The organism is Burkholderia sp. PAMC 26561 (assembly GCF_001557535.2).
Classification (GTDB): domain Bacteria; phylum Pseudomonadota; class Gammaproteobacteria; order Burkholderiales; family Burkholderiaceae; genus Caballeronia.
The window spans coordinates 485279-498719 of the sequence record NZ_CP014309.1; the positions used below are offsets into that span (position 1 = coordinate 485279).

A 13441-nucleotide genomic window follows, 5' to 3' on the forward strand; every position below is an offset into this window, starting at 1 on the left:
ATGAACCCTTCCGAAAAAGAAATGACTAGTAGCCTTGACGCAATTGGGTACAGTCGCGTGAATGACCAAGATCGCCGAGACGACCGCCCGACAACTTGCCGCCGGTCCGGTGAGTCAGTCTTTTATTTGACATAAAAGGAATGATCATTCGGGATGCTGTAGGGGCAATATCCTAATGTCGTGTTTTAGCAAGATAGAAATGTCGTGTTCTGCTGTTGGTGCAAGCTGGGAACTTTCGATCAGACGATGGGAGTTCGCCATGAAACCAACCGGACTGGTGACACTAAATATGCGCGAACTCGATCGTCTCAAAGTGATTCAGGCTGTCGTGGACCGGATGCTCAAACCGGGCCTGGCGGCTGAGCGTTTGAATTTGACGGTGCGCCAAGTCGAGCGTTTGGTGCTGCGGTACAAGCAAACGGGCGCAGCCGGTGTGGGCTCGGCAGCGCGAGGTCGTCCAGGCAATCGAAAGCTTGATGAGGTAACGGCATGCCGGGCACTGGTTTTGATTCGCGACCGATACGCCGACTTTGGCCCAACGCTTGCCTGCGAGAAGCTGCGCGAATGTCATGGTTTAACGCTTTCCAAGGAGACGGTTCGCCACCTGATGACCGACGCCGGCCTGTGGATTCCACGCAAGCAGCGCCCGCCCAAGATCCATCAGCCGAGGAACCGGCGGTCTTGTCTGGGCGAGCTGATCCAGATCGATGGTAGCGATCACCGGTGGTTTGAAGACCGGGCGCCAGCGTGCACGCTGCTGGTGTTTATTGACGATGCCACAAGCCAACTGATGACGTTGCACTTCACCGCGACCGAATCGACGTTCAGTTATTTCGAGGCCACGCGCAAATACATCGAGGCGCACGGCAAGCCCGTGGCACTCTATAGCGACAAGGCCAGCGTGTTTCACTGCAACCAGCACGCGAGCACGCCCGACAAGGGCGTGACCCAATACGGGCGGGCCTTGTACGAGTTGAACGTGGACACGCTGTGTGCCAACAGCAGTCAGGCGAAGGGACGCGTGGAGCGGGCCAATCTCACCTTGCAGGACCGGTTGGTCAAAGAGTTGAGGCTGCGCAAGATCGATACGAAGGAGGCCGCCAACGCGTATGCGCCCCACTTCATGGCCGACTTCAATGGGCGCTTCGCGAAGATCCCGAAGAGCGCATTTAACGCGCATCGGCCGCTCAGGGGCGATGAAGACCTCGACCTGATTCTGACGCACCGGGTATTGCGTTGCGTGTCGAACAGCCTGACATTGCAGTACGACCGGGTCATCTACATGCTTGACGACACGCCGCAAACGCGTGCCCTCGCCCATCACTACATTGATGTCTATGAATACCCGGATGGGCGTATCGAAATCCGGGCACATGGCAGCGCGCTGGCCTATCGCCAATACGACAGGCTATCAGCGATGGACCAGGGTGCCGAGGTCGACAACAAGCGCCTTGAGCATGTGTTGGCGCTATCGCGCCAGGTGCAGATGGAGCGCGACAACCGGCGTATCTCGGGTTCACCGTCGCGGACCAATCAGGGTGAACCGGTGAAACCGAAGATGCGGGCCAACAACACGCGCAAACAACGCGAGCTCAAGCAAATCGACATGAACGCGATGATGCTAAGAAGCGCCGAACTGCGGGCAGCCGCGGTGGGGAAATGAGCTTTTTAAAGAGAGATTGATAAAGTCAAAACCCGACATTTCTAAAAAGTTTGAACCCCGACATCTGAACTTAGCCTCGACAGATGCGTAATGATAGTGCGCGTGCGGTAGCAGACAGGCTCCCATCGGGCAGGCGGTGCGGCAAGATTGGATACACCTGGTCGAGGTTCCCGCCAGACCGCATCACTCTGCGCTTCGAGCCGTTCGCGGCGCCGTCGATCGCGCCAGGATGGGCCGGGCGGATGCTGCGAATGGAAGAGGTGATCGCGCGCGACGGTCGCATTCATGAGACGAAGGACCAGTATTTCATCCTGGCGGATGGCACCGCCACAAGTTGGCTAGTCCACCGCCTACGATTACCAGCGCCGGGATTAAGAAAATAGGGACACGAAAATATTCCAGATTTTTCCGCTTCGACTTTCGCTTCGGTACAAATGTATGTTTTACGAGGTCGCCGGACCTGCCGTGGAATTGCTCACACTTTGTTTCAATTTGTCGCATTTCCCCGAGAAGCCCGTTGGGCCGTGGTTGCGGCGTTTTAGAACGACAGGCCGCGCGTTGGCTTGGTAAAGACTTTAAGGGAAGCTCCGTTAGAGGATTTAACCGCTTAAGGAGCGCACACCATGAAGATCGATTCCAGCAACATTCCCGCAGGATTTGAGACCGACAACTTGCGCGTGGCTGCCAAGAGCAAGGTACAAAGCACAGGCGCGGTGCAGCAAACTAGCGCGGCCGATGCAACCAGCTCGACGGTAAGCTTGTCGTCGTTGTCGAATCTGAGCGTGGCAGGCGCGTCGGACATCGACACGGCAAAGGTCGAATCAATCAAGGCCGCAGTTCGCGACGGCAGCTATAAGATCGACTCCGGCAATATCGCCAGCGGTATGCTGAGCAGCGCGGGCGAACTGTTGAAGACGCAGTCGCGTTGATAGAAACGTGCTTCAGCGAAGGGTTTCTCGCGCCAGGCGAGGGCGTTCGCCAAAGATTGTCGTTTGCGTACTCGTTGGAGCAGGCAATAGGGTTCAGCGGTCGGCGCGTTTTTTCGTCGGCGCGCGCAAGGATCGTATCGTTGAGCTTTTGATTTTTGATTCGCTAGCCTGAACATTCCACACGACCGCGTTCGCGTTGTCTTAGCAATGAGGTTGCTGAAAGAGGTTTGCCCGCCGATCAAACGATCTCTATGGTTGGATCGAGGGATCACATATTGATGGTTGGCCAGGACCTCGATGATCACGCCGAAAGCACGACTGGCGGTGACGAGACTATCGACCGGCATACAGCAACGTCGAGGTCACCGCTTTTGCGGCGGATTTCGCATAGCGCCACCACCCGCCCTCTCGTAAGACCAGGATACAGCCAAGCGCTGGCGGTATTTCAGCGATTTCCCCCTAAGCCTTAAGTAAGGATCGCCGGTTGTAGGATACCTAATGAATTGGATGATTGACGAGAAGCCCGCTGTACCTCATCCGTTCGCGTAAAACGGTCCCGGTGTTCCCTTTGCGATACTGGCTATGACGTCCAGTGAAACAGCAAATCGGCGCTGGTCGCGAGCCATGTCAATCTGGATCGCGTTCGCTTGATTGGTTCTTTCTATTCAGCTTCTGGCCCGCTGGGCCTTGTCAGTCAATTCGTCGACGCAATTTCGTTTTGTACTGGGTGCGCATTTGACGCCAGAGGTCAGGAATTTCTTGCATTGATTCCTCGATCTCGCGAAATTCCATAGCAATGTGAAACCAACCCAGAATCTGAAAGTAAATCAAACCTATCGTCTCCGCAATATTGCTTACAGCGTGCTTTCTTTTGTCCCGATCCACAGCAAAACCCGATGCGGCGCGTTAGCACAAATCAACATTCTGTCAATCCCGGCAAAATAAAAATGCGAACAACGCGCCGGTGCGAGGCCCATACGCAATTCGGAATTATAAGCGCGTGATACTGTGGCGGCGAAGCGCTTAAGACCTATCCAGCATCTCGCCAGGCAAACAAACTTATGACGAGTGCAAGAATTCCGTCGGGGCTCGTCCGGCAGTTCCACTTCGCTTTTTTGCAGCGAAGATCATTGGTAGAAAAATGCACTTAGCACGACCATAGACGAACTGAGCCGGCGGCCGGACGCACTCTAGTGCATTCGTCTTTCAAGGCATCGACAACCCAAAAAAGGATTTGCACGATGGTAAAAATCTCTGCAGGGGTGGGTCCGCAATATCCACAAGTCGTCGTTCTGTTCGGCGCCACTGGCGATCTGGCGAGACGCAAACTCTTGCCAGGCCTGTTCCATTTGTCCAGCGCCGGATTCATTCCAGGATGCAGGATCATTGCCGTCGCGCTCGACAACATTCAGGTCGACGAATTTCGCCGCACGGCGCGAGCAGCGCTCGACGAATTTTCATCTCGCAAGGTCGCCGAGAGGGAGTGGGACACGTTCGCCGCCAATCTGGATTACGTGCCGCTGACAGCGGGCGCGGAAGCGCTCAAGACTGCAGTGCTGAACGCCGAGCTGAGCTTCGATGGCGAGTGCCGGCGGCTGCACTACCTGAGCGTGCCACCGAACGCCGCGCTTTCCGCGGTCGGCATGCTCAAGGAAGCGGGCCTCGTGGAGCGCTCCCGGATCATCATGGAAAAACCATTCGGAACGGATCTGAAAAGTTCGGTGTCGCTCAATGCCCGTTTGCATGAAGTCTTCGAAGAAGAACAGATCTTCCGGATCGATCATTTTCTGGGGAAGGAACCCGCCCAGAACATCCTCGCTTTCCGCTTCGCGAACGGCCTGTTCGAGCCGATCTGGAATCGCAACTTCATCGACCACGTTCAGATCGATGTGCCCGAAACGCTGGGCCTCGGCAAGCGCGCCGGCTTCTATGAACAGACCGGCGCATTTCGCGACATGGTCGTCACTCACCTCTTTCAAATTCTCGCGTTCATGGCAATGGAGCCGCCCACGTCGCTGGAACCGTCACCCATCAGCGAGGAAAAGAACAAGGTTTTTCGTAGCATGTTGCCGATTCAACCAACCGATGTCGTCCGCGGGCAATACACCGGTTATCGGTCCGAGGAAGGGGTCGGTCCGGAATCGGAAACCGAAACATTCATTGCGTTGAAATGTTCCATCGACAACTGGCGCTGGGCCGGCGTGCCGTTTTATCTGCGCACGGGAAAGCGGCTGGCCGAGGGGCAACGGATCATTTCCATCGCGTTTCGCGAGCCGCCGAAGAGCATGTTTCCGGCAGGGTCCGGCGTCGGTTCGCAAGGGCCGGATCATCTGACGTTCGACTTGGCCGACGCCTCGAAAATGTCGCTCTCGTTTTATGGCAAACGTCCGGGTCCGGGGATGCGGTTGGACAAACTCAGCTTGCAATTCGCGATGCGCGATACCGGTCTGATCGGTGACGTACTGGAGGCTTACGAGCGCTTGATCCTCGACGCCATGCGCGGAGACCGAACGCTTTTCACGACCGCCGAGGGCATCGAGCGGCTGTGGGAAGTCTCGACTGCCTTGCTTGAATCTCCACCACCGGTTCGCTTCTATGCTCCTGGCTCATGGGGGCCGAATGCCATCCACCAACTCGTCGCCCCACGTGCGTGGCGGCTTCCGTTCGAGCGCGCGTGGCGGGATCCAAACGCGTTGGGCAGTTGAGTTAAACGACTCCGCGTTTTGTTCGATCTTTTCCCTAGCTAAGCGACGAACCATGACCAAACCAATATCGCTGGGATTCGTAAGAAGTGGTGACATCACGAAGTTGATGCTCCGGCGGCTAAATGATCTCAAAGATGTGAGGCAGGAAGCGAAGGGAATATGGACGGCGAGCTACTCAAGAGCCAATCGACTGAAACATTGACATATCATTTACGGAACCTAATTTTCAGGTCTGTTTGCTGGGCGGTTTCAAAGGTGAAGTACAACGAGGGGTTTAGTGCTTGAGCTTGCTTTCGTCGCATTGGAAGGCGGACGCTCGCCGCAATCGAAATTGAGGGGTTCTGTCGCAGTAAGCCGATCTGCTATGGTGATCGTCCCCGAGACGAACGATGTAACGAATGATCAAGACTCCGAATGCCCCCGTGAGCAAAGGCGCTCAAACGGCCGTACTACCCGCTGGACATAATGCTGACATGCGTACGTTGGTACGTTGCCTACCCGCTGAGTCTGCGTCATCTGGAAGAGATGATGTCCGAGCGGGCAGTGTCGGTTGACCATTCGACGGTGCACCGGTGGGCCATCAAGCTGCTGCCCGCGCTCGGAAAGGCGTTCGGACCGCGCAAGCAAGGGATTGGCAGGAGTTGGCGAATGGACGAGACCTACATCAAGGTCAAAGGCGAATGGAAGTACTTGTACCGGGCTGTCGACAAAGCTGGCGACACAATTGACTTCCTGTTCCGCGCCAAGCGGGACAAGGCTGCCGCCCGGCGCTATTTTTAAAAGGCGATCGCTGGAAACGGCGTACCGGAGACGGTGACGAGCGACAAGAGCGGGGCGAATCTTGCAGGGTTAAATGCGATCAATGCTGGTCGCGAAATACCGATCAAAATTCGACAATCGAAGTATCTGAATAACGTGGTGGAGCAGGACCGTCGAGCGATCAAACGCATCGTACGACCAATGCTAGGATTCAAGAGTTTTCGTTGCACCCATGTCATTTTAGACGGTATCGAACTCATGCACATGATAGCGAAAGGACAGATGAAGAGTGACGGTGGACGCCATCGTTCAGTCGCCGAGCTGTTCTACGATCTTGCGAACTAAGCAATCCTCTCCGTTCGGTCTCGACTCTTCCGAATTTCCTTACTGCGACAGAACCGGTTGTTGACCGTCCCGCATTTCATGTTCATCCGGGAAGTCCTCGGGTCGGATCGCATCTTGTTCTCTGTGACTACGTATCTTACTTTGACCGGTGCGCGCGAGTGGACTTGAAACGATGACCCAATACGATATCGTTAAACCCAGCAGCTTAGCAAGCCTTATGATCGGGCCCGTGATCAGGCAACCCAACTCGACATCGACGTGGCGCTATCCTGGTTTGACCAGCTGAACGTCTCACACCCGATATCCGACAACTGGACCACGTGTCCCCGCCTGCTGGCCACAGCAATCGCACTCAATCGATACGGCGGGTACCGGTCGAATTGGATCCAGGCGTTGCCTACGTACTCCGTCGGTTCGACGCTCGTCCCGTCGTCGCTGAATTTCAGCGCGAGAAAGTCGAACGGATTCGGGCCGTTCGGTTTCACCCGGGCGCCGGCGCCCGGTATCTGATTGATATGGACGCCGAATACCCGGTTTCCCCGGGCAATGCTGCGGAAGATTTCATAGCGCACCCATTCTTGCGAAAAGGTTGCAGTGCCGATCAGCACACAGGTTGCCGATGTCCCCTCAAGCCCGTTGTCGATGAGATTCTTGACCGCAAGCTCGCCGCTCTTGCTCGCGTTGTTCCATGTTGCCAGGTCGAAAAATCCGGCCTCGCTGCCGTTCATCGACCGGAAGTGTTGTCGAACGACCGTGGCCCGGGCACTGGCTATATCGTCGTGGTCAAAGCAGAAATACACGCGTCTTGTCATTGGGCCTCACACGCGGGGCGCGGTCGAACGATGTCGGGTTGTCTGAGTTGTTGGTGTTCGCCGACCTTCCGACTTGTCCGGTTCGAGCAATCCGTTCTACGTCTCGGATTTGACGGCGAGCATGCGCGGCAACAGATTCCACTGAAGCTTGAGGCCTGTCGTGCTGAACAGGATCAACAGCCCGCCCGCAATCTGTGTCGCGGTAAGCAGGTGGCCGAAAAACAGGTAATCGCACAGCGCCGCGGACAACGGATAGATAAACGACAACACCGCAATCGATGGCACGCTCAGTTTTTGATAGGCCGAAAACACCAGCGAATACAGCAGGAACGTGTGAACCACGCCGAGCGCAACGAGCCAGCCCCACGCGCCCACGTCCTTAGGTAGATCGTGCAAATGGGCGAACGGCAGGGTCAGCAGCGCGCCCACGCCGGTCTGCACCATGACGATGAACGGCGTTGGCAGGCCCGAGAGCCGCTTCGTCAATAGAACCGTTCCCGAATACATCACCGTCGCCGCGATCACCAGCGCAATGCCGCCAAGCTGCCTGATGTCGAGCGTGGCGACGGCCGAAGCGGGGTTCACCAGAATGACGAAGCCGACGAAGGCAAGGGCGGTCCATCCGACGTCCTTGCGCGTGATTCGCTGCCGCATGAACAGCGCGGCGCCGATCAGGATCAGGAACGGATTGACGTGATACACGATCGTTGCAAAGCCGATCGTCACCAGCGAGAACGCCTTGAACAGCAACACCCAGTTCACCACCATCAGGACGCCTGCCGCGACCGTGATCGCGAGCAGGCGAGGCGCGAAGTAACGCTTGCAGATCATCCGTCGATACCAGCAAAACGGCAGCAGGCACGCGAACCCCGCCGCGCACCGGACGAACACGACGTTTTCCGCGCTTTGACCGGACTTCAGGACGCACACGCCGATCGTGCCTGAAATCGTCATGGCGACGATCATTTCTATCCAGCCCTGATGTCGTTCGATTTCCGGCTTCAACTGTTTTCCCCATTCATTTGATTTGACTCTAGGGCCAACGCACATACACCGACCAACAAATAGATTTGATTGCTATCATTCAGAACGCGCATAGGGAGAACGCCGTGAAACCTCAGGATATTGATATCGACCTGGTACGTGCCTTCATCGCGGTCTCCGAGACCCGCAACTTCACGCAAGCCGCCCAGCGTCTGCACCGGACGCAATCGGCGGTGAGCATGAAGATCAAGCGTCTCGAAGAGCAGGTCGGACAGCGGCTGTTCGAACGCGATACCACGACCGTGACGCTTTCAGCCATCGGCGAGCGCTTCGTGGGCCTCGCGCAACGCCTGATCGAAGTGCACGAGCAGACCTTTTTCGCACTCAATCACGCGCTCGCAGCGGGCAAACTGACCCTCGCGACCTCCGAGACCTACGCGTCGTGCCTGCTGCCGCCAATCCTTGCGGAAGTGAGCGAGACGTTTCCGAACATCGAAATCGAGATCCGCTGCGGTCATAGCTGGAAAATGCTCGAATCGATCGATTCCGCCGATATCGACCTGGTGATCGCGACGCGGTATCCGAAGCGCCAGGACGGGATTCCGCTGACCCGTGAACGGCTGCTGTGGGTGAGCAAGGCCGACAGCGAGGTTCATCTCTCCAATCCGGTGCCGCTCGCCATGTTCCCCGACGGTTGTCTATACCGCCGGGCCGCGCTTGCAGCACTGGATGCGGCCGGCCGTGCCTGGCGTGTCGCGTTCACGAGCCTGAACCACGAAGGCCTGGTGGCCGCCGTGGCTGCGGGAAGCGCTGTGTCCGTGATGATCGAAAGTGCGGTCGGGCGGCAACTGCGCGTCCTGAAGCCGGCGCAAGGCTTTCCGGCTCTCGCACCCACGGAAGTCGAACTGTATTCGCGCGGGTCCGGCATTTCGCCCGTGGCCAAGCACGTCGCGGAAACGATTCGCCGCCATTTCGCCGTCACGCAATCCGCGCGTGAGCTGGCTTCTATCGAGGCGCTCGCAAAATCTCCTGCGCACGCGAAAGCCGTGGCGGGGATCGACTAGCGGACATGACGATCGGATGAGCCGCCGCAATGCCCTCGAACACGTGCCCGATGGCCGTGTGCAAACCCCAGAACTCCTGATAAGGCGGCCAGCGCGGGTCGCCGTGCGCGACGTCCTGTTCGCGCGCATGGGCGGCAGTAGTCCATTGATCGGTCGCCGGATTGCGATGATGAAAATCGTGCTGCGGCAAGTCCCCCGGTAAAACGATCAGCCGGACCGGCAGATGATAGAAAACATGTTCCAGGGTCCACAGCATCCATTGCACGGCGTAATTGATGGTGGATTTTCCCTGGCGAATCGGGACACGGCGTCCGCAAAAACGGCCCCATGAATGCGTGCCATGCACATACTTCGCGCGTAACGTTTTATCCGGCTCGACGAACCATGCATGCTCGCTGATGAATTCGAGCATGACACTGATGTGATAGAAAAACGTGACCGGCAGGAGGGCGCCCACGAGGAGCGCCGTCCACGAATACCAATTCCATGCCGGGCCGCACAGTACCGGAATCCAGCACACGAGCCACAGCCCACGCCGCGACGCGATCGACTTCGCCTGACTCCACAACCGCCCGTGAAGAAACATCAGGTGAAACCTGGGCGCGATCAAGGTCATGGCCAGCCGCGACCATAATCGGCGCGTCGTGCAGCCGGGCTGAAATCCCGCACGATATAAAAACTGCGCCGCCGGGTCGTCGATCGACGTGAACACATCGGACCGGTGATGAAGCAGAAAATGTTCTCGTCTATAGTCCGCCGCCGTCTGTGTCAGCGTCATTGCCACGAATAAATCGGCGACAGCGCGATCAACCTGTCTATTCGACGAAAACTGCGCGTGAATACATTGATGCGCGACCGTGCTGATCATGCGGCGCGCACCGCTCACGGTGAGGGTCCATCCGAGCAGGAGTCCGCCCGCGAAAAGCAGGCCTTTTGCGTGGAATGCCGCCAGCGCAATGGCCAGTCCGGAAACATAGCTCGCGGCGGCACACGCGGCGAAACCCAGCGGGGACGGATGGACGCAGGCGCTTTCGTCCGATAACGGGCGGCCGGTCAGCCAGGTCCAGAAGCCTGACGTCCAGCGCGGAAACACCTGGTAACTTTCGCGGGCGGAATTCATCGTGGCGCGTGCATCAAAGCACGAAGCGTTCGGACAGCCGCCGTTCGGTCTGGAGAAACCGGCTGTAGGCCAATGACTTCTCGTAGAGCGCATCCAGTCCCGAGCGCTGACTGATGGTGATCAGCCAGTCGAAGAAATGACCGATCCCGACATCGCGATAAAAATGCACTTTCGACAACAGCCCGACAATGTCCCGATAGTTGTGCTCCGTGAGGATTCTGGACAAACCCAGAATGCCGTCGAGGAACGCCTGAGACATCGCGGGTCGGTCAATCTTTTCAGATCGTATTGACGGATCAAGACAATTTGGTATCCTAAATATCGAATCGACGTGATCGTTGCCGAGTGCAAAATCGAGGCAAACGTTCAAACGCCGTGCCCGCGAGAAGTTGGTCGCGGAATGCAGGCGCGTTGCATCGAGATGCCAGATTTCACCGGCGCGCATGCGAAACACTTGCTCGTCTTCCGAGTGCAGGCAAGCGTCATTGGTCATGATCGGGACGTGAATGCGCGTCCAGGGGTGACTGCCCGGATCGAACTCCACGAAATCCCGGTGAGGGACCAGGACGCCATCGCCTAGTGAATGAATCCGGACCAGTTTCAGGCGGCGCGTGTCGAACGTGTCCGTGATCCACTGGTTGAGCGTTGGCAGCCCCCGTCCTCGTGATGTCGGTGTTGCGAGCCCGCCGCGATCGGAAACGACGCCGTCGCCATCCGCGCCGGTGTCGTTCCAGATGACGAAGGTCTTCCAGTCGCCTATCCTGAATTCATCATAGTGGGAATCATCCTGAGTAAAATTCAGAATCTTCTGTAATTCGGATTCCGAAATAAATGGCTCAAAGCGTCCAACGATTCGAGAATTCATTGTGTCAGCAGGTCCAGGGAAGCGGTGGAGGGAGGGCGTTCTTGCGTCAGGGTAGTGCAATGGGCCGCCCGACAGAGTCGGTCGGCCCCGGCTCTGGGTACTCAGTCGTTGCGTGGCCGAAGTGCTTCGACTGTGCGTGAGTTCTGAAAACCCACGCCTCTCTCAGGTGCGTCACCTACGCCCTCCAACTGCTCTTTTCGGCCTATCGCACGCATTTCCCGTGCGATGGCGTTCCAGAATTTTTCGAATAACTGCAAGTGCTCGAGAAATCCATTTTGAATGCGCAGCGTTGAATCCGCGTCCGTGCAAAACTGCCGGGCGGCCTGCAATGACTCGATCTTGTGTTCTTTTTCGGTCGCGCCAATATGGGCGTAGAAGTATTCACAGGCCTCGTGGAATTCGTCTTCTTCATTCCAGAGGTGCTTATACAGAGTCGCGCCGTCGTACATGCGGCGCAGCATGGTGAAGGCCTGCCATTCCAGCGCCATCTGGGCGCCTGCGCCCGTGGCGTTGTCGCTGGCGTAGATGCGCTTCTCACCATGGATCAGGGCACGCGTTTCAGGCAACACATCGACATCGCGTTCCACGTTGCGCCAGCTCAGCGCGTCGCCTTCACCCATGACCCGGCCGAGTTCGGCGAGCCAGCCATCGAACAGGACGGAGTGCACCTTGCGAACATCGCCATTGCCCATTTCCGAATAGAGCGTCTTCGCATATTCGGTCTGCGCGTCGACATTGCGCGTGTTGCAGATCATGACTGCGAGCACTTCCGGGAACGCGCGGTTGAATTCGCCGTAATTGCGCGCGAAAACACGGATCTGGCGGACGCTCAGCGGTGCGGCGGTCCATAAGTCGTAGAAGTCGTTATGCAACGCGCCGCTCGCATACACCGTTTTAGCGAGCGTCTGAAGATGATCGGGGGCGACAACGGATTCGTCGGCGGCGTTCAAACCCTGCACATTCCAATCGACCATGACGTGTGACATTACGGGCTCCCAGAGTGGCGAAATGGCGAGGGAATGCATTTCGCTCGATGGCTGAGCGCCAGTTTGTGGATGAATGGTAGGTCTGACTAATGCAAAGTATTGATAGGGCTTATCTGGGATGTGAATCGGCCCGGCCGAGCGCGCGGCGCGGTAGTAGATAGCGCGCTGAATTCATTCAGCCCTGCGTCGTAGCGGGTCGGATTCCCCGGCTTTGCGCCGAGGTCCTCAAACGCCTTGCCCACATCGATAACCCGCCGGCGTGATCGTCACGTTTGCCGGAGGCGACGCCTCCTCACCTTTCGTTTCCGACAGCCAGCCTTCTTGCCGGCCGTATTCCAGGCCGCTGAAGAAATCCTGGCAGATCCAGCCATCGACGGCCCACCATTCTTGAATCGTCTCCGTGGGCAGCACCGCACCGGCCCGGCACTGGTGATGGATGACAAACATGCGGCAGATACGGATGGCGGCTTCGCGGGGCGTAGGGCGGTCGATCATGGGCAAGGGCGTTCATGTTATGACTGCCGGGAGACGGCGGCACTCGGGCGCTTTCCTAGAATACGCGGCGACCAGGCTAACGGATTCCTTTCCATGTACAAAAATTTAACGCGAACGTTTGCGATCGGATGCGCGGCGACGAAATCTGAGCGCAAGCCGCGCGAAGGTCGCTGGTATCGAGGAAAAAACGCGTATTGTCGGCCACCCGCTCGATCATGAAGTCGATGAAAGTCCGCACCCGCATGGGCTGTTCGGTCCGGTGCCCTTAATAGATCGTGATCGTGCCGTATTCGGCAATGTGCTGCGTGAGCAACGCCACGAGCCGGCCGCTGCTTCGCGCAATTGCTGGTGAGGTTGGCTGCTCGGTCAACACGGTGAGGAAGTATCTGGCGGCGCAAGATGCGCCGACATTTAAACCGGCGGCAACGCCTCGGAAATCAATGGTAAAGCCCTTTGAAGGGTATCTGCGCGAGCGGGTCGCGGCTGCGGCACCGGACTGGATCCCGGCCGCGGTGTTGTGGCGTGAGATTCAGTCGATGGGGTTGTTGGCGGCGGCCGAATTGTACGCAAACGTCGTTCGACGGAATTCTGTCAATCCGGAAACCATGTTCAGCAGGGAAGCGCTGATTCGAGTTGACATTGTTAAGCACACTCGGAACGATTTGAAACCGTCAATTCGCGTTTTAAAATTCAAAGCCCGTCCATGAGGTTTTG

Annotated in this window: 11 protein-coding genes and 1 pseudogene; 6 read left to right on the plus strand and 6 right to left on the minus strand. The window is 57.4% G+C overall.

Annotation, left to right across the window (positions count from 1 at the left end; genetic code table 11):
- Positions 1-259 precede the first annotated feature (259 nt).
- From AXG89_RS29000 to AXG89_RS29020, 4 genes and pseudogenes are all read left to right on the plus strand, one after another.
- Positions 260-1663 (plus strand): ISNCY family transposase, encoded by a 1404-nt coding sequence (locus tag AXG89_RS29000; protein ID WP_062173412.1) that lies wholly within the window; start codon positions 260-262, stop codon positions 1661-1663.
- A gap of 623 nt (positions 1664-2286) precedes the next feature.
- Positions 2287-2592: a flagellar biosynthesis anti-sigma factor FlgM gene (flgM, locus tag AXG89_RS29005; RefSeq protein ID WP_062173410.1), complete on the plus strand. Its 306-nt coding sequence runs from the start codon at positions 2287-2289 to the stop codon at positions 2590-2592.
- A 1241-nt stretch (positions 2593-3833) separates the two neighbouring features.
- Positions 3834-5297, plus strand: a complete 1464-nt coding sequence (zwf, locus tag AXG89_RS29015; RefSeq protein WP_062173406.1) for a glucose-6-phosphate dehydrogenase — start codon at positions 3834-3836, stop codon at positions 5295-5297.
- Positions 5298-5762: 465 nt separating this feature from the next.
- Positions 5763-6401: pseudogene (locus AXG89_RS29020) on the plus strand (IS6 family transposase).
- Positions 6402-6634: 233 nt separating this feature from the next.
- Here AXG89_RS29020 and AXG89_RS29025 read toward each other — a convergent pair.
- Together AXG89_RS29025 and AXG89_RS29030 are read right to left on the minus strand one after the other, a co-directional pair.
- Positions 6635-7213 (minus strand): TIR domain-containing protein, encoded by a 579-nt coding sequence (locus AXG89_RS29025; protein ID WP_062173404.1) that lies wholly within the window; start codon positions 7211-7213, stop codon positions 6635-6637.
- A 96-nt stretch (positions 7214-7309) separates the two neighbouring features.
- Positions 7310-8218, minus strand: a complete 909-nt coding sequence (locus AXG89_RS29030) for a DMT family transporter (RefSeq protein WP_062173402.1) — start codon at positions 8216-8218, stop codon at positions 7310-7312.
- Positions 8219-8322: 104 nt separating this feature from the next.
- On the opposite strand from AXG89_RS29030, the gene AXG89_RS29035 reads away from it, so the two are divergent.
- Positions 8323-9261 carry a LysR family transcriptional regulator gene (locus AXG89_RS29035; RefSeq protein WP_144029396.1) on the plus strand — a complete coding sequence of 313 codons (939 nt, stop codon included), beginning with the start codon at positions 8323-8325 and terminating at the stop codon, positions 9259-9261.
- Here the strand turns inward: AXG89_RS29035 and AXG89_RS29040 are convergent.
- The 4 genes from AXG89_RS29040 to AXG89_RS29055 form a co-directional block, all read right to left on the minus strand.
- The gene (locus tag AXG89_RS29040) at positions 9203-10381 is read right to left on the minus strand and encodes a hypothetical protein (RefSeq protein WP_062173398.1); all 1179 of its coding nucleotides are present in this window, start codon (positions 10379-10381) and stop codon (positions 9203-9205) included. The genes AXG89_RS29035 and AXG89_RS29040 overlap by 59 nt on opposite strands.
- A gap of 13 nt (positions 10382-10394) precedes the next feature.
- The gene (locus tag AXG89_RS29045) at positions 10395-11246 is read right to left on the minus strand and encodes an aspartyl/asparaginyl beta-hydroxylase domain-containing protein (protein ID WP_062173396.1); all 852 of its coding nucleotides are present in this window, start codon (positions 11244-11246) and stop codon (positions 10395-10397) included.
- Between the two features lie 101 nt (positions 11247-11347).
- A complete protein-coding gene (locus AXG89_RS29050) occupies positions 11348-12232 on the minus strand; it encodes an iron-containing redox enzyme family protein (RefSeq protein WP_162916121.1) in 885 nt (294 codons plus the stop codon).
- Positions 12233-12457: 225 nt separating this feature from the next.
- Positions 12458-12727, minus strand: a complete 270-nt coding sequence (locus AXG89_RS29055) for a hypothetical protein (protein WP_062173392.1) — start codon at positions 12725-12727, stop codon at positions 12458-12460.
- A 305-nt stretch (positions 12728-13032) separates the two neighbouring features.
- Between AXG89_RS29055 and AXG89_RS43610 the strand changes: the two genes are divergently transcribed.
- On the plus strand, positions 13033-13434 hold the full coding sequence (locus AXG89_RS43610) for a hypothetical protein (protein ID WP_236873551.1): 402 nt from the start codon (positions 13033-13035) through the stop codon (positions 13432-13434).
- The last annotated feature ends 7 nt before the right edge of the window (positions 13435-13441 follow it).